The 15,983-nt window shown below is 67.4% G+C and carries 11 protein-coding genes and 1 riboswitch; of the genes, 6 read left to right on the forward strand and 5 right to left on the reverse strand.

Features of this window, described 5'->3' with window-relative positions:
* The first annotated feature begins 38 nt into the window (after positions 1-38).
* The 3 genes from ACM2ZB_RS20715 (at position 39) to ACM2ZB_RS20725 (ending at position 2,857) form a co-directional block, all read left to right on the forward strand.
* Positions 39-773 carry an AraC family transcriptional regulator gene (locus ACM2ZB_RS20715; protein WP_313442156.1) on the forward strand — a complete coding sequence of 245 codons (735 nt, stop codon included), beginning with the start codon at positions 39-41 and terminating at the stop codon, positions 771-773.
* Between the two features lie 81 nt (positions 774-854).
* Complete coding sequence (locus tag ACM2ZB_RS20720) at positions 855-2,225, forward strand: amino acid permease (RefSeq protein ID WP_313442154.1); 1,371 nt, start codon at positions 855-857, stop codon at positions 2,223-2,225.
* A gap of 221 nt (positions 2,226-2,446) precedes the next feature.
* A complete protein-coding gene (locus ACM2ZB_RS20725) occupies positions 2,447-2,857 on the forward strand; it encodes a VOC family protein (protein WP_313442152.1) in 411 nt (136 codons plus the stop codon).
* Between the two features lie 58 nt (positions 2,858-2,915).
* Here ACM2ZB_RS20725 and gcvP read toward each other — a convergent pair whose 3' ends face one another.
* Complete coding sequence (gene gcvP, locus ACM2ZB_RS20730; protein ID WP_416056813.1) at positions 2,916-5,783, reverse strand: aminomethyl-transferring glycine dehydrogenase; 2,868 nt, start codon at positions 5,781-5,783, stop codon at positions 2,916-2,918.
* A 62-nt stretch (positions 5,784-5,845) separates the two neighbouring features.
* A riboswitch (glycine riboswitch) is annotated at positions 5,846-5,948 on the reverse strand.
* A 299-nt stretch (positions 5,949-6,247) separates the two neighbouring features.
* Here gcvP and ACM2ZB_RS20735 point away from each other — a divergent pair.
* The 3 genes from ACM2ZB_RS20735 to ACM2ZB_RS20745 all read left to right on the forward strand — a co-directional run bounded on the left by ACM2ZB_RS20735 (position 6,248) and on the right by ACM2ZB_RS20745 (position 8,988).
* Positions 6,248-7,474, forward strand: a complete 1,227-nt coding sequence (locus tag ACM2ZB_RS20735) for a multidrug effflux MFS transporter (protein WP_416056814.1) — start codon at positions 6,248-6,250, stop codon at positions 7,472-7,474.
* A 141-nt stretch (positions 7,475-7,615) separates the two neighbouring features.
* Positions 7,616-8,512 (forward strand): siderophore-interacting protein, encoded by an 897-nt coding sequence (locus ACM2ZB_RS20740; RefSeq protein ID WP_416056815.1) that lies wholly within the window; start codon positions 7,616-7,618, stop codon positions 8,510-8,512.
* An 83-nt stretch (positions 8,513-8,595) separates the two neighbouring features.
* Complete coding sequence (locus ACM2ZB_RS20745; RefSeq protein WP_313442144.1) at positions 8,596-8,988, forward strand: hypothetical protein; 393 nt, start codon at positions 8,596-8,598, stop codon at positions 8,986-8,988.
* Positions 8,989-9,104: 116 nt separating this feature from the next.
* Here ACM2ZB_RS20745 and ACM2ZB_RS20750 read toward each other — a convergent pair whose 3' ends face one another.
* The 4 genes from ACM2ZB_RS20750 to ACM2ZB_RS20765 all read right to left on the reverse strand — a co-directional run bounded on the left by ACM2ZB_RS20750 (position 9,105) and on the right by ACM2ZB_RS20765 (position 15,866).
* Positions 9,105-11,069 carry a M2 family metallopeptidase gene (locus ACM2ZB_RS20750; protein WP_416056816.1) on the reverse strand — a complete coding sequence of 655 codons (1,965 nt, stop codon included), beginning with the start codon at positions 11,067-11,069 and terminating at the stop codon, positions 9,105-9,107.
* A 583-nt stretch (positions 11,070-11,652) separates the two neighbouring features.
* Entirely contained in the window at positions 11,653-13,302 is a 1,650-nt protein-coding gene (locus tag ACM2ZB_RS20755) for a phosphoethanolamine transferase (RefSeq protein ID WP_416056817.1), read from the reverse strand.
* Positions 13,299-14,051, reverse strand: a complete 753-nt coding sequence (locus ACM2ZB_RS20760; protein WP_416056818.1) for a phosphatase PAP2 family protein — start codon at positions 14,049-14,051, stop codon at positions 13,299-13,301. The genes ACM2ZB_RS20755 and ACM2ZB_RS20760 overlap by 4 nt, the downstream gene beginning before the upstream one ends.
* A gap of 111 nt (positions 14,052-14,162) precedes the next feature.
* Positions 14,163-15,866 (reverse strand): ArnT family glycosyltransferase, encoded by a 1,704-nt coding sequence (locus ACM2ZB_RS20765; protein WP_416056819.1) that lies wholly within the window; start codon positions 15,864-15,866, stop codon positions 14,163-14,165.
* Positions 15,867-15,983: the final 117 nt, after the last annotated feature.

Below are 15,983 nucleotides of genomic sequence, written 5' to 3' on the forward strand. Positions count from 1 at the left end.
AACGTACAGGCAAAAGCGGGCTCGGGTATGCTTGCCGCATGCGAGTCGAGCCCACCGACATCGAAGCCCTGTTCGACGCCATTCCGGACGTGCTGTTCTTCATGAAGGACCGCCAGGGCCGCTATACCCACGTCAACCAGACCATGCTGCGGCGGCTGGGCCTGCGTGCGCGCAAGGATGTCATCGGCCGCACCGCTGCCGAGATCTACCCCACCGGGCTGAGCGCGGACTACGTGGACCAGGACGCGCGCGTGCTGTCCGGCGAGGTGATCGAGAACCTGATGGAGCTGCACCTGTTCGCCAATCGCGAACCGGGCTGGTGCCTGACCTGCAAGCGGCCGTTGCTGGTGGACGGCAGCATCCAGGGCCTGATCGGCATTTCCCGCGACCTGGGCCAGAAGGACAGCCTGGGCAGCCAGTACGAACAGCTGCGCCTGGCGCTGGCCCACCTCAACGCGCACTACGCCGAAAACGTGCGCATGCAGACCCTGCTGGACATCACCGGCTTTTCGCTGTCCAAGCTGGAGCGCAGCTTCCGCAAGGTGTTCCAGATGACCCCGCAGCAGGTGCTGACCCGGCTGCGCATCCAGATGGCCATGCACCTACTGCATGGCGACGACAGCATCGCCTGCATCGGCCAGGCCTGCGGCTTCAGCGACCAGAGTGCGTTCACCCGCAAATTCAAGGCTGAAACCGGTTTCTCGCCGCGCGCCTACCGGGCACGTATCGGGGGGTATGCCGGTGGCGCGGTCGGCGAGGCCATGCTGCCCTGAGCGGTCTGCTGCACTGTGCCTATCCCCGTAGGTGGGGGACAATGTAAGGTGACGCCCCTGTAGCCGCCGCCAGTCCCGCCGATGCCCGCCAGCCCCGTTACGCCTGCCTCGCCTTCCCGCCTGGGCCATTCGCTCAAGCCGCGTCAGCTGATCATGATGGGCCTGGGCAGCGCGATCGGCGCCGGCCTGTTCCTGGGGTCCGGCGTAGGCGTGCAGGCGGCCGGTCCGGCCGTGCTGGTGTCCTACCTGGTGGCCGGGGCGCTGGTGATCATTGTCATGAACGCCCTGGGCGAAATGGCCGCGGCCAAGCCGACCAGCGGTGCGTTCTCGGTGTATGCCGCCGACGCCATGGGCGCCACCGCCGGCGCCACCGTGGGCTGGCTGTGGTGGGTGCAGCTGGTGATCGTGATCGCCGCCGAGGCGGTGGGCGCTGCCGGCCTGCTGGCCACGGTCTGGCCGGTGATACCGGTACCGATGGCGGCGCTGGCCTTCATGCTGTTCTTCACCGCCATCAACCTGCTCGGAGTGAAGAACTTCGGCGAGTTTGAATTCTGGTTCGCCATCCTGAAGGTAGCCGCCATCCTGGCCTTCATCGCTGTCGGTATCGCTCTGCTGATGGGCTGGCTGCCGCAGGTGGCTTCGCCGGGGCTGAGCAACTTCACCCAGCACGGTGGCTTCGCACCGAAGGGCCTGGCCGGCATCGGTGCCGCGCTGCTGGTGGTGGTGTTCGCCTTTGGGGGCACCGAGATCGTGGCGGTGGCGGCAGCCGAGACCGAAGACCCCGAGCGCAGCATCGCCCGTGCCATCCGCACCGTGGCCTGGCGCATCCTGGTGTTCTACATCGGCTCGCTCAGCGTGATCATCGCGGTGGTGCCGTGGACCAGCGAATCGCTGAAGTCGCCGTTCGCTGCGGTGCTGGACGTGGCCAATATTCCGGGCGCAGCCACGGCCATCACCCTGATCGCAGTGATCGCACTGCTGTCTGCGCTCAACGCCAATCTCTACGGCGCCTCGCGCATGATGTATTCGCTGGCCCAGCGTCGTGAAGCACCGGCCGTGCTGGGCTGGACCGACCCGCGCCAGGTGCCGGTGATTGCCGTGCTGGCCAGCGTGCTGTTCGGCTTCGCTGCCACCATCATGGAACTGCTGTTCCCGGACAAGGTGCTGCCGGTGCTGCTGAACATCGTCGGTTCCACCTGCCTGCTGGTGTGGACGCTGTCGCTGGTGTCGCAGCTGGTGCTGCGCCGCCGGGCCGATCGTCTGGGCACGCGCCTGCCGTTCCGCATGGCGGGCTTCCCGTGGCTGACGGTGTGTGCACTGGGCATCCTGGCGCTGATCTTCGGCCTGCTGCTGAGCGAAGCGCATACGCGCCTGCAGTTCCTGTCGATGGTGGCGCTGACCGCGACCATCGCCGCCGGCAGTGCCATTGCCCGGCGCATGCGCGAAGCGTAATTCTGTAGAGCCGACCCTATGGTCGGCTGCTGTTGCTTTGCCTTTGTAGAGCCGACCCTACGGTCGGCTGCTGTTCGCGCAGACGCCAGCCGAGCATGGGCTCGGCTCTACAGAGGCTGCGGCCGCCAGCCGAGCATGGGCTCGGCTCTACAGAAGGCATACATCCGCCATGCCATCCTGATCGCGTGGGCCGTCACCGGCCCGTCGAGCAGGAGTACCGCATGCTGCGCAGCCGTCCCTTCCTGATGTTCACCGGCCAGGCCGAGGCCGCCATGGCCCTGTACGCCGAAGCCTTCGCCGATTTCCGCCTGCTGGCCCTGCAGCGCCATCCCGAGGGTGCGGGCGCGGGCGTGCCCGGGCAGGTGCGCCAGGCCATTTTCCTGCTGGGTGGCACCCACTACCTGTGCTTCGACAGCCTGGACGTGCACGATTTCACTTTCAGCCCGTCCATGTCGCTGTTCGTGGAATGCGCCGGCAGCGAGCAGTTCGAGCGTGCGGCGCGCGTGCTGGGCGAGGGCGGGCACTGGCTGATGCCGGTGGGTGATTACGATTTCAGCAACCGCTACGGCTGGGTGCAGGACCGCTACGGTGTGTCGTGGCAGCTGAGCCTGGGGCAGATGCCCGACCCGTGAGGCACAACGAAAACGGCCCGCTTGCGCGGGCCGTTCCGTTTACCGGTGCATCGAGGGATTACGCCTCGATTTCGTCGTCCTTGTAGGCATCGACCGGGATGCAGGCGCACATCACGTTCTTGTCGCCGTACACGTTGTCGACGCGGGCCACCGGCGGCCAGTACTTCTGCAGCTTCAGGCTGGGCAGCGGGAAGGCGGCCAGTTCACGCGGGTAGGCGTGGGTCCATTCGCTGGCGGTCACTGCGGTGGCAGTGTGCGGGGCGTTCTTCAGCGGGTTGTCCTCGCGGTCCAGGCGGCCGTCTTCGATCGCGCGGATTTCCTCGCGGATCTGGATCATCGCGTCGATGAAGCGATCCAGCTCGTGCAGCGATTCGCTCTCGGTCGGCTCGACCATCAGCGTGCCGGCCACCGGGAAGCTCAGGGTCGGGGCATGGAAGCCGAAGTCGATCAGGCGCTTGGCCACGTCCTCGGCGCCGATGCCGCTGGTCTTCTCCAGCGGGCGCACGTCCAGGATGCACTCATGCGCCACCAGCCCGTTGCGGCCGGTGTACAGGGTCTTGAAGTGCGGGGCCAGGCGCTTGGCGATGTAGTTGGCGTTGAGCTGGGCCACCTGGGTGGCCTTGCGCAGGCCTTCGCTGCCCATCATGGCGATGTACATCCAGCTGATCGGCAGGATCGAGGCGCTGCCGAAGCTGGCCGCGCTGACCATGCCGACCGGGCCGTTGTCGCCCAGCTTGCCCGGCAGGAACGGTGCCAGGTGTTCCTTCACCGCACACGGGCCGACGCCTGGGCCACCGCCGCCGTGCGGGATGCAGAAGGTCTTGTGCAGGTTCAGGTGGGAAACGTCCGAACCCCACTTGCCCGGCTTGGCCACGCCCACCAGGGCGTTCATGTTGGCGCCGTCGGTGTACACCTGGCCGCCGTGCTGGTGGATGATCTCGCAGATCTCGACCACTTCTTCCTCGAACACGCCATGCGTGGACGGGTAGGTGATCATGATCGCGGCCAGGCGGTCGCTGTACTTCTCGGCATTGATGCGGATGTCTTCGACATCGACGTTGCCGTTGGCATCGGTCTTGGTCACCACCACCTTCATGCCGCACATCTGTGCCGAGGCCGGGTTGGTGCCGTGCGCCGAATCCGGGATCAGGCAGATGTCGCGGTGGCCTTCGCCGCGCGAGCGGTGGTAGGCGCGGATCGCCAGCAGGCCGGCATATTCACCCTGCGCGCCCGAATTCGGCTGCAGGCTGACCGCGTCGTAGCCGGTGCATTCGACCAGCATCGCTTCCAGCGTCTCGATCAGTTCCTTGTAGCCCAGCGCCTGGTCGGCCGGCACCAGCGGATGGATCTGCGAGAACTCCGGCCAGGTCACCGGGATCATCTCGGCGGTGGCGTTGAGCTTCATGGTGCACGAGCCCAGCGGGATCATCGTGCGGTCCATCGCCAGGTCCTTGTCGGCCAGCGAACGCAGGTAGCGCAGCAGTTCGTGCTCGCTGTGGTGGGTGTTGAACACCGGGTGGGTCAGGAACGCGGACTGGCGCAGCAGGCCGGCCGGCAGCGCGTCGGCGGTGCTGGCATCGAGCGCGTCGACGTCGGCCTGGGCACCGAACACCGCAGCCAGCGCAACCACGTCGGCGCGGGTGGTGGTTTCGTCCAGGCTGATGCCGACCGAGTCGCTGTCGATCGCGCGCAGGTTGTAGCCGGCGGCACGGGCCTTGGCGTGGATCTCATCGGCGTGCACGCCGGTGATGTGCAGGGTGTCGAAGAAGTCGCCACCCACCTGCACGCCGGCGTTGCGCAGCGATGCGGCCAGGATCGTGGCCAGGCGGTGGGTGCGGCGGGCGATGCGGGCCAGGCCTTCCGGGCCGTGGTAGACGGCGTACATCGAGGCCATCACGGCCAGCAGCACCTGCGCGGTGCAGATGTTGGAGGTCGCCTTCTCGCGGCGGATGTGCTGCTCGCGGGTCTGCAGGGTCAGGCGGTAGGCCGGGTTGCCTTCGGAATCGATGGAGACGCCGATCAGGCGGCCCGGCATCGAGCGCTTGTAGGCATCACGGCAGGCCATGAACGCGGCGTGCGGGCCGCCGAAACCGAAGGGCACGCCGAAACGCTGGCTGTTGCCGACCACGATGTCCGCGCCCCATTCGCCGGGAGCGGCCAACAGGGTCAGGGCCAGCAGGTCGGTGGCCACGGCCACCAGGCCGCCGCGTGCGTGCACGGCATCGACCAGGGCCTTGTAGTCGCCCACCTGGCCGAAGGTGTCCGGGTACTGCAGCAGCAGGCCGAAGGCTTCGGCTTCCAGTGCTTCGGCCGGGGTGCCCACGCGCAGCACGATGCCCATCGGCTCGGCGCGGGTGCGCAGCAGTTCCAGGGTCTGCGGGTGCACGGCGTCGTGCACGAAGAAGGTGTCCGACTTCGACTTGGCCGAACGCTTGGCCAGGGTCATCGCTTCAGCGGCGGCGGTAGCTTCGTCCAGCAGCGAGGCGTTGGCGATTTCCATGCCGGTCAGGTCGGCGCACAGGGTCTGGAAGTTGATCAGCGCTTCCATGCGGCCCTGCGAGATTTCCGCCTGGTACGGGGTGTAGGCGGTGTACCAGGCCGGGTTTTCCAGGATGTTGCGCAGGATCACGTTCGGCGTGTGGGTACCGTAGTAGCCTTGGCCGATGAAGCTGCGCAGCACGGTGTTCTTGTCGGCGATCGCGCGGATCTTCGCCAGCGCCTGCACTTCGGTGATCGACTCCGGCAGTGCCAGCGGTGCCGGCGACTTGATCTTGGCCGGCACGATGGCATCGGTCATCGCATCCAGCGAGGCGTGGCCGATGACGCCTAGCATCTGCGCGATCTCGGCATCGTTGGGGCCGATGTGGCGCTCGACGAAGGCAGAGTGATGCTCAAGCTCACGCAGGGAAGGGGTGTTCTGGGACATGGCGAAGGATCCGTCAGGAAAGGGCGCACGCACGGGCACAAACCGCCGGTCGGCGGTCTGCGGGGCGCCCCTCTGTCCTTTTGCCTGAGAGTTTAAAAGCGCGGCGGACCGCAGCTTCGTGCCCCTTCGGCGCCGGATCGAACCGGTCTCTCCAGAGTTCTGTTACGGGTGGTATCGGGCCTGAGCGATTACGGGCGTTGCGCCTTCGGCAGCGGTGACCTGCTTCTCCCACCATGTTGCCCGCCGATTATAGCCTCTTGCCGGCGCCAGACGGTGGCCCGGAGCGGCCTCACAGGCCTGAATGGCCTATGGCCCGGGCGTGCGTTCTGTGCACCGGTGCATGGCATCGCGCGCATTCCCCACCTATGATGGGTGGATTCTCGTATTCATCTGGCGCCGTCCCTGCTGCAGGGGATCGGCGCCCGCCGTGCGTGTAACGCATGGCCCTGCCGGACGCTTTCCCGATGACCGCCGCTGTTGCCCCGTCCACCCGTCGCATGGCCCTGCTGCTCGCAGGCCTGGCCATGTTCGGCCCGTTCTCGATCGATACCATCTTCCCGGCCTTCCCGCAGCTGGCCCAGCGCCTGGCCGTGGATGAAGTGGCGGTGCAGCAGACCATCAGCGTCTACCTGCTGTTCTACGGCCTGATGAGCCTGGCACACGGGCCGTTGTCCGATGCCTGGGGCCGCAAGCGGGTGATCCTTGGCGGCCTGGTGGTGTTCATCGGGGCGTCGGTCGGCTGTGCGCTGTCCACTGATCTGACCACGCTGCTGGCGTTCCGCGCGCTGCAGGGCCTGTCGGCCGGCGTCGGCATGATCGTCGGCCGCGCGGTCATCCGCGATCTGTACCACGGCCACGATGCGCAGCGGCTGATGAGCCAGGTGTCGATGCTGTTCGGCATCGCCCCGGCCATCGCGCCGATCATCGGTGGCTGGATCCTGCTCAGCGGTGCCGGCTGGCCGCTGATCTTCTGGTTCCTGGTGGTGTTCTCGCTGCTGCTGCTGGTGGCCACCGCGCGCTATCTGCCGGAAACCCATCCGGTGCACGCGCGGGTACCGCTGTCGCCGCGCGTGCTGCTGCGTGACTACGTGCGCATCGGCTTCAACCCGCGCTTCCTGCGCCTGGCGCTGGCCGGCAGCATCGGGTTCGGCGGCATCTTCCTGTACATCTCCTCGGCGCCGGTGTTCGTCATGCAGCACCTGCACCTGGGTGAAGGGGGCTTTGCCTGGCTGTTCATTCCCACCATCGGCGGCATGACCACCGGTTCGTTCCTGTCCGGGCGCATGGCCGGGCACACCACGCCCACCCGCCAGGTGTCCATCGGCTTCTGCCTGTGCGCGCTGTCGGTGCTGCTCAACGTCGGCTATGTGGCGCTGGCGCCGCAGTTCGTGCTGCCGTGGGCGGTGCTGCCGATCTTCCTGGGTGGCATGGGCATGGCGCTGATCTTCCCGATCCTCGCGCTGGCGGTGCTGGACATGTACCCGCAGCAGCGTGGCCTGGCCTCGTCGCTGCAGGCCTTCGTGCAGCTGATGATCAGCACCGTGGTGGCCGGCGTGGTATCGCCGCTGGTCAGTGCCAGCCCCTTGCATCTGGCACTGGGCCAGGCCGGCTTCTTCGCTGTCGGCTTCGTGTTCTGGTACTGGGAACACCACCGCGAGCGTGCATCACAGGCAGCCGGCACGGTGCATTGACCAGCGCGCAGGGGTAGGGCGCATGCACGCGCCCGAACCCCTTGCGGCCGCCACCGGCCGCACTAGGCTGGGGACTCCAGCCAGCCGGTGCAGGAGTGCACGACAGCCAGCCGATCCGATGTCGTTGCACGAGGTTCCCGCATGGCTGCGCAGCAGACCTACCGCCTGTTCGAGGTGGCGCTGAAGGAGCGCCGCGTTCTTTCCCCTTCCCTGGACCGCATGGTGTTCACCGGTGCCGACGTGGCGCGGATGAAGACCGAAGGGCCTGACCAGCGGATCAAGGTGTTCTTTCCCCTGCCCGGGCAGGACCTGCCGGACGTGCCACGCGGCGCGGACTGGTACGCGCGCTACCGCGCCCTGCCCGATGGGCAGCGTCCACCGATGCGCACCTACACCATCCGCCAGTTGCGCGCTGCCCAGTGCGAAGTCGATGTCGACTTCGTCCTGCACGGGCAGACCGGCCCGGCTTCACGCTGGGCCACGCATGCGCGGCCGGGCGACCGGGTGTTGCTGCTGGCTCCGGACGCCGACTGTGCCGACAGCAGCGAAGGCTGGGAATGGAAGCCGCCGGCCGGGGTCGGGCAGGTGCTGCTGGTCGCCGACGAGACCGCGTTGCCGGCGGTGGCCGGGATACTGGAGGCGCTTTCCGCGCTGGCCGATCCGCCGCGCACGCTGGCCCTGCTGGAAGTGGCGCAGGGCGGCGATGCCCTGCCGCTGAAGGCGCCACCCAGCGCCGAACTGGTGTGGCTGCCGCGCGGGCAGGCCGCCCACGGGCAGCCGCTGCTGCAGGCGGTGCAGGCGCGATTGGCGGCCGCACCGGCCGTGGCCGCCGGCGAGGCACTGGATGAGATCGACGTGGACGCGCAGATCCTGTGGGAGCAGGCCGATGCCAGCGTGGCCGGACCGCTGTATGCCTGGGTGGCCGGCGAGGCCGGTGCGGTGATGGCGATCCGCCGCCACCTGGTCGGTGCCTGCGGCCTGGACCGGCGGGCGATCACCTTCATGGGCTACTGGCGGCAGGGCCGGGTGCTGGACTGAGGGCGCCCGGCCGGAGGCGCCGTGAAGCGGTGTGGTGGGCGGGGTGCGCTATCCTTGCGCCCCCTCGTAGCGGTACCGCCCCCATGTCCACCACCTCCAAGACCCGTCGCGACCAGCGCCGCCGCCAGGAAGAAAAGGCCGCCAACAAGGCCGCTGCCCAGGCCTCGCCGGTGGAGCCGCATGCCGAACTGCGCGATACGCAGCGCACGTTGCTGGCCGGTGTGGTCCGCCGCGACGGCGAGTGGGTGCTGGGCATGGATGGCCGCATTGCCGGGCACAGCGAAAGTGCCGCGCAGGTACTGGCGCTGATCATGCAGGCAGGTGAGCTGCACGAACGCAAGGGCACGCCGGTACGCCTGGTGTACTCGGATGCGCTGCGCGATGCCGCGCAGGCCGAAGCCAAGGAGAAGGGCCAGACCTTTGAGGAATTCAAGGCCGAGCTGGCCGCAGCGATGGCGGCGAAGAAGAACAACTGACACCCCCGCCCTTCTGTAGAGTCGAGCCATGCTCGACTGCATTCCAAACCAGCCGAGCATGGCTCGGCTCTACAGCATGGGAAAAGGGGCGGATCCTTGCGGACCCGCCCCTTCTTTCATCTCGCCGCCGGTGCTGCGCTGGCCTGCCAGCCGCACATCTGGCCCTGGTTCTGCTGCTTCAGCCACTCGTTGACCGGGCTGAAGTACTCGATCATCGGGCCGGCATCGAGCTTGTCGCTGCCGGTCAGCTCCTTCAGCGTGGCCTGCCACGGCTGGCTGGCGCCCTTGCTCAGCATCGCCCAGTACTTCTGCCCGGCTTCCTTGTTGCCGTAGAAGGTGCACTCATGCAGCGGACCCTTGTAGCCGGCTGCATCGCACAGGCCCTTGTAGAACTGGAACTGCAGGATGCGTGCCAGGAAGTAGCGGGTGTACGGGGTGTTGCCCGGCACGTGGTACTTGGCGCCCGGATCGAAGAATTCCTCGCCGCGGGTGCTGGCCGGGGCCACGCCCTGGTACTTGGCCTTCAGGTCCCACCAGGCCTTGTTGTAGTTGTCCGGGGTGATCGAACCATCGAACACGCCCCAGCGCCAGCGGTCGATCATCAGGCCGAACGGCAGGAACGACACCCCCGACAGCGCCATGCGCATCTGGTTGTTGATGACCGCCTCGCGGCTTTCGGTCGGTGCGTCTACCAGGCCGATCGAGCTGAGGTACTTGGGCGTCATCGCCAGCACGATGGTGTCGCCGATTGCTTCGTGGAAGCCATCGTTGGCACCGCCCTGGAACAGCGGCGGCAGCGGGTTGTAGGCCAGGTCGTAATAGATGTGGCCCAGCTCGTGGTAGATGGTGGTGAAGTTCTCTTCGTTCGGCTTGATGCACATCTTGGTGCGCACATCGCCTTCCATGTTCATGTCCCAGGCGCTGGCGTGGCAGACCACGTCGCGGTCATCGGGCTTGATGAACTGGGTTCGTTCCCAGTACGTCTGCGGCAGCGAGGGCATGCCCAGCGACACGTAGAAATCCTGCGCGCGCTCGGTCATCTGCTTGGCGGTACGCAGTTCGGCTTCGCGCTGCGCCTTGTACTGCGCCGCCACGCTGGCGTCCTTGCCGGCCTTGGCCAGCGCCGCGCTCAGGTTGGTCTGGTACTGCTTTTCCAGCGCGGCGGTGATGTCCAGGCTGCCGGCACCGGGGTAGGGTTCCAGCTGGTCCCACAGGTTGGACCAGTCCTGCTGCCACATGTTGCCCAGCAGGTGCGCGGCAATCAGGCCGTTGCCCACTTCGGCCTTGTCCTTGCCGTAGGTCGTGTCCAGCTTGCCGCGTGCGTAGCAGTGCAGCTGCTCGTACATCGGCTTGACCTGTTCCCACAGGCGGTCGGTTTCCGGGCCGATCTGTTCCGGCGGCATGTCGTAACCGCTGCGCCACATCTGCCCGGCATCGGCGAAGCCCATGCCCTTGGCGCCTTCGTTCACCAGGCTGACGAACTGCTGGTAATCGCCACGCATGCTCTTGGTGGTGCTGTGCCAGCCCTGCCAGGCATCGAGCTGCTTGTCGTAGTCGCGGCTGCGCGCCAGCACCTGTTCCAGCTCGCCCAGCTGGCGGCAGGAGTTCGGATCATTGGCATCGGTGCAGTACTTGCCCGCGCCGTAGCTGCCTTCCATGCGCGTAGCGATCTGGGTCAGCTGCGCGAGCTTGGCCGGATCACGCGGCGCCGGCATGGACGACATCAGCTTCAGCAGATGGATGGCGCGCTTGCTGTCCTCGCTCATCGGCTGGCCTTCGAACTTGCCGGCCTGTTCGATCCAGCTGTTGAGCTGGGTGAGCGAGCGTTCGTTGGCCTTGGCGGCGATGCGTTCGGAATCGCTGTTGATGTAGGTGGAGGACAGCCACTGTGCCGACGTCATCTCCGGGTAGGCGGCCTTGTATTCGGCGTTGATGCGGGCGACGAACTGGTCGGCGGTTTCCCCGGCCGGCGCGCTGGGGGCGGCGGCTTCTGTACCGGGGGTAGCTTCTTTCTTGCAGGCGACCAGGGCCAGCGTGGCGGCGGCGATAGCCGAGGCCAGCAGGAGATGGCGGTGTTTCACGGGCGGTCCTTGGGTGGTGAACGACGGCCGAAGGCTAGTGGGCAGTCGTTGCCGCCGCAAGTGGCAAAGGTTCGGCAGGGCTGCGCCCTGCACCCGCTCAATGCAACGGCAACGGCCAAAGCAACTCGGGTTTTCTGTGGGTTGGGCGGGGCGGTGTGGGCGGGCAGGACACGCCGTAAACCCATCCTTGGGGGCTCGTAGGCGCCATCCATGGCGCCTGCGGTCCTGCCCACCCACACCGCCCCGCCTTCGACAGCTGGCCGGTGGCCAGTAGATCCACGCCATGCGTGGATGAAATCCATCAGATATCGACAGACTTGTGGGGTCAGATCCGTTTTCCCGCGGAAAACGGATCTGACCCCAGGAGCATTCCCGACAGATCGCGGCAGTCTGTCGAAGGCGGGGTGGGTCCGGTTGAGGGGGCGTGAGCCGCATGGATGCGGCGACCGAGCTTACATGGAGGTACTTGCAGCGTCCCCCTCAACCGGCCCCCCCCCGCCAACCCACGGAATGCCAGCTTTTGACGTTGACGTTGACGTTGCTTCGGCAGGTGCAGGGCTGCAAGCCCTGCCGAACAAACCCCTCAGCTCTCGCAGCCAGCGAACAGGTCACGCTCGCGCTCGTACAGCGCCGTCTTCACCTGCATCAACCCCAGCACCGAGGGAAACAGGTTGTCGTGGTCGGTATACGCCGCCGACCGCTTGCGCACGCACTGCACGTCCAGCCCGCGGCTGCTGGCAAAGCCCGGCGAGAACCACATCGTCATCGGTACACGGGTCTGCTCGGCCGGGGCAATCGCATACGGTACGCCGTGCAGGAACAGGCCCTTCTCGCCCAGTGATTCGCCGTGGTCGGACAGGTAGATCATCGCTGTGTCGTAGTCCTGCAGGCCCTGCAGCGTGCCAATCGTCTTGCTCAGGAAGTGGTCGGTGTACAGCACCGCGTTGTCGTAGCTGTTGGTGATCTCTTCGCGCGAGCAGCGGCCGATGTCGCGGGTGTCGCAGGTCGGCTTGAAGCGGGCGAAAGCGGCCGGGTAGCGTTCGAAATAGGCCGGGCCGTGGTTACCCAGCTGGTGCAGCACCACCACCCGGTCGCCCGGCTTGGCGCGTACCTGCGCGGCCAGGTCCTGCAGCAGGATTTCATCCATGCAGCGGCCATCGGTGCACAGGCCCGGGGTGGTCGCGTCGGACAGCGACTGGAAGTCCAGCCCTTCGCACACCCCCTTGCAGCCGGACTGGTTGTCACGCCACAGCGGGGTGACGCCGGCGCGGTTCAGCACGTGCAGCAGCGACTGGTGCGCGCGGATCTTCTTCTCGTCGTAGTCGTGGCGTCCCCAGGGCGAGAACAGGCAGGGCAGCGATACCTCGGTGCTGGTGCCGCAGGAGTGCATGTCGGGGAAGTTGACCACCGGCGCCTGGGCCAGTTCCGGGGTGGTGTTGCGACCGCCGTTGAGGCCCCAGTTCTGTGCACGCACGGTTTCACCCATGACGATCACCAGCAGGCGCGGCTTGCTGGACGGTGCACGCGGGGTGGCCTTGGCATCGGTGCCGATCGGCAGCTTCGGCGCACGCTGCACCGGGTTGTCACTGCGCAGTGCACGCGGCATGCCCAGTAGCACATTGGCCGGGGTGGCCAGGTAGCGCACTTCACGCTGGTTGCGCATCAGCGCCGACACATCCTGGAAGGAGATCAGCGCACCGCCCAATGCGGTAGCCGCGGCCACCAGCAGGAAGCCGATGCGCCAGGCCAGCGTGCGGCCCCAGCTGCGGCGGCGCAGTTCCACCCGCCACACCAGCAGCATCGGCAGCACGGCCAGCAGCAGCACCGGCCACACCAGCGATACCGTCATCAGCTCTCGGCTTTCCTTCGGGTCGGTGGCCAGCACGTTGCGCAGCATGTCCGCATCCAGGTAGATGTGGTACTGGCTCATGTAGTGCGCGGCGAAGGCGGTCACCAGCAGCAGCACGCTGATCACCACCTTGGCGTTCCAGCGCCATACCAGGATGCCCAGCAGCACCGCGTGCGCGCCCAGCAGCAGCAACAGCAGTGAAAGCGCGTAGCGCAGGCTGCCCGGGTGGCTGGCCATGGCGCTGTGCCAGAACAGGCCGTTGCCGGCCACGGCGAAGAACAGGCTGGTCAGCGCGATCAGGGCTTCGGTGGTCAGCTGCGGCCGCCAGCGGTGAAGGCTGGCCAGCGACGGCAGGCGCGCGGGACGTTGGACCGATGCATTCATGCGTGTGCCTCCTGGCGGCGGGGACGGTCCAGCTGACGGCGGATCAGGACATACAGGCCCAGGGAGATGAGCCAACATATCAACGCGGTGGCAACGTCATGCGAAAGGAAATGCGCCCCCCGCAGCTGCTGGCTGATGCCGAACACCAGGCCGGTGCCCAGGCCGATCCACAGCCCGGCCCAGCGCCAGGCCGGGCGCCACAGCAGGGCGAAGAAGTACAGACACAGCCACGCATAGCCCGCACTGGCGTGGCCGGCGGGGAAACAGGCCTGGGTCGGCATGCCTTCCGGCCGCGTGGTGAACAGGCCGATGAAGGGCGCGTGGCCGCCATAACGCAGCAGGTCCCAGGGGCAGTCCATCGGCACCAGCGATTTCAACAGGGAGATCACGCCGGTGCCCAGCGCCATGGCAATTACGACATAAAGCAGCGCCCACCGCAGGGTGCGATCGCGCCCCACACGCCAGTGATGGAAGCACAGCAGGATCGCCACCAGGGCCGCTGCCGTGCTCATCCACTTGCCGGCCTTGTGCACCACCGAGCGGGTGATCCACGCGTCCTGCAGCGCCCAGTGGCCACCTTCCAGGCGGAACAGGTGGTCGGCCACCCACTGGTCGCCGCCGAACCCCATCAGCGGGGTGAACACGGCGAGGCCGATTACGACAGGCAGCCAGAAGTGAGTTACGGCAAAGCGCGACGCCAAAGGCGATGTCGCAAGCGGGGCTACCGATTCAAGGGGACGGACGGGCATGCGCGGAAGGGGCGGTTCGGGAATCCGCAGCCATGCTCGTCATCTCGATGTCGGAGAAGGGTCGGACGCGCGTTCGCGCCGGGTTAATCATTCCCCGGCGCGGGTCAACGTTCAGTCTTCTTCTGCGGTCGAGCCCGTCAGTTCCGCATGGCATTCGGCGTTCCAGGCGCTACCGGGAAGCAGTTGCCAACGATTGCGGTTCGCAATGCCGATGTCGACGACCTGGCTGCGGTCGACACAGGGGCTCATCGCCTTGTCCAGTACCAGCACCCAGCGCCTGTCCGGTGCCTGGGCCAGCCAGGGGCCGGCGTCGTGCCACTGCTCGGCCCAGGGGCGCTTGAAGCCGAACTCACGCACCGGCCGGTCGGCCTGCAGCAGGTTCTGCTCGCGCCAAGCCACCAGGGCCAGCTCGGCATCCGGACCGATCCGCTTGCCGACGCGGTGCATCAATGCCGACGCCGACGCGTAGGGATCCAGTGCGGGGATCAGCACCAGCCCGTACAGCATCCACAGCATGCCGTGGGTCAGCAGCACCAGCGTGGCCGCGCGGCGCACGCGCAGCCAGATCGCCAGCGTGGCCACGGCGATGGCGAAGGTCAGCAGGCCGGTGCCCAGCGTCGGCAGCAGGGAATCGGGCATCGCACGGCGTGCCAGCTGGGCCTGTGCCCAGTGGTGGTCGGTCAGCATCATCACGCCCAGCGTGCCGGTGGCCAGCATCAACACCACGCTGTAGCCAAACAGGTAACGGCGCACGCACAGCCGGCGCAGCAGGCCGGGCAGCAGCGGGGCCACCGCCAGGGCCATGGCCGGCAGCATCGGCAGCACATAGACCTCGCGCTTGCCGGGGCTGGCGGTGAAGAACAGCAGCACCAGCGCGGCCCAGCCCAGCAGCAGCCACTGGCGGCGATCGCCGCGGCGCAGGCGGCGCCACCAGGGCTTGGCCAGCAGCGGCAGCAGCAGGCTGCCCGGCAGCCACAGGGTGAGGATCACCTGCAGGTAGTACCAGACCGGCTGCCGGTGGTGCCAGGCATTGGCGTAGCGGGTGCCGGTCTGCTTGAACAGCAGTTCGTGGGCGTAGGACTGCAGGGCCGCACTGGGCTCATGCAGCAGGGCCCAGCCCAGCGGCGCCAGCCACACCGCCGTGCCCAGCAGGAAGGCGGGAATCAGGTACAGCAGGGTGGCCGGGTGCGGGCCGTCCACCGTACGCCCGCGGTGGCGCTGGTACAGCCACCAGCCAAACCAGGGCAGCACCATCAGCAACGGCAGGAAGCCCACGCCCTTGGTGACCGTGCCCAGGCCCGCGGCGAAGCCGGCCAGCCACAGTGCAGGCAGGTTGCGGCGCTCGCACAGGTGGCGCAGCAGGCCCCACAGGGCCACGGTGGTCATCGCCACCAGCACCATGTCGATCTGTGCGCGCTTGGCCATCAGCCCGAACTGCAGGGTGCAGAACAGCGCCGCCACCGCATACAGGGAATGCCGGGGCGACCACAGCCGCCGTGCCAGATCCGACACAAGCCACAGGCTGAGCAGGGCGGCCAGCAGCGAGGGCAGCAGGAACGACCACTGCCAGCTGCCGACCACCTGGTGGGCCACCGCCTGCAGCCACATGAACACCGGCGGCTTTTCCGCGTACAGCTCACTGCCGCGGTGCGGCAGCAACCATTCCCCACTCTGGACCATGGCGCGGGCGGCCAGCACGAAGCGCGGTTCGTCCGGCGGCTGCGGCTGGCGCATGCCGATACCGGCGGCCAGCCCGGTGATGATCAACAGCCACAACAGGGGCAGGAGCCAACGACGGGGCAGGGCGACGGGCACGGCAGGCTCCGGGAGCAAAACGGCCATTGTGGAAGGGCGGGCGTGGGAAAGGCGTCGGAGCGGGGGCAGGGCGACCGCATTCCGACATGCGCGGCGCTACCATGGTACGAACTTCCG

Origin of the sequence: Stenotrophomonas maltophilia, from assembly GCF_047782825.1 — a bacterium.
Lineage (GTDB): Bacteria > Pseudomonadota > Gammaproteobacteria > Xanthomonadales > Xanthomonadaceae > Stenotrophomonas.

Bases quoted from the DNA above. Each gene is read 5' to 3' on its own strand.
- ACM2ZB_RS20715 (WP_313442156.1), top strand. From the start codon at position 39: ATGCGAGTCGAGCCCACCGACATCGAAGCCCTGTTCGACGCCATTCCG.
- ACM2ZB_RS20740 (WP_416056815.1), top strand. From the start codon at position 7,616: ATGGCTGCGCAGCAGACCTACCGCCTGTTCGAGGTGGCGCTGAAGGAG.
- ACM2ZB_RS20720 (WP_313442154.1), top strand. From the start codon at position 855: ATGCCCGCCAGCCCCGTTACGCCTGCCTCGCCTTCCCGCCTGGGCCAT.
- ACM2ZB_RS20755 (WP_416056817.1), bottom strand. From the start codon at position 13,302: ATGAATGCATCGGTCCAACGTCCCGCGCGCCTGCCGTCGCTGGCCAGC.
- gcvP (WP_416056813.1), bottom strand. From the start codon at position 5,783: ATGTCCCAGAACACCCCTTCCCTGCGTGAGCTTGAGCATCACTCTGCC.
- ACM2ZB_RS20725 (WP_313442152.1), top strand. From the start codon at position 2,447: ATGCTGCGCAGCCGTCCCTTCCTGATGTTCACCGGCCAGGCCGAGGCC.
- ACM2ZB_RS20735 (WP_416056814.1), top strand. From the start codon at position 6,248: ATGACCGCCGCTGTTGCCCCGTCCACCCGTCGCATGGCCCTGCTGCTC.
- ACM2ZB_RS20760 (WP_416056818.1), bottom strand. From the start codon at position 14,051: ATGCCCGTCCGTCCCCTTGAATCGGTAGCCCCGCTTGCGACATCGCCT.
- ACM2ZB_RS20745 (WP_313442144.1), top strand. From the start codon at position 8,596: ATGTCCACCACCTCCAAGACCCGTCGCGACCAGCGCCGCCGCCAGGAA.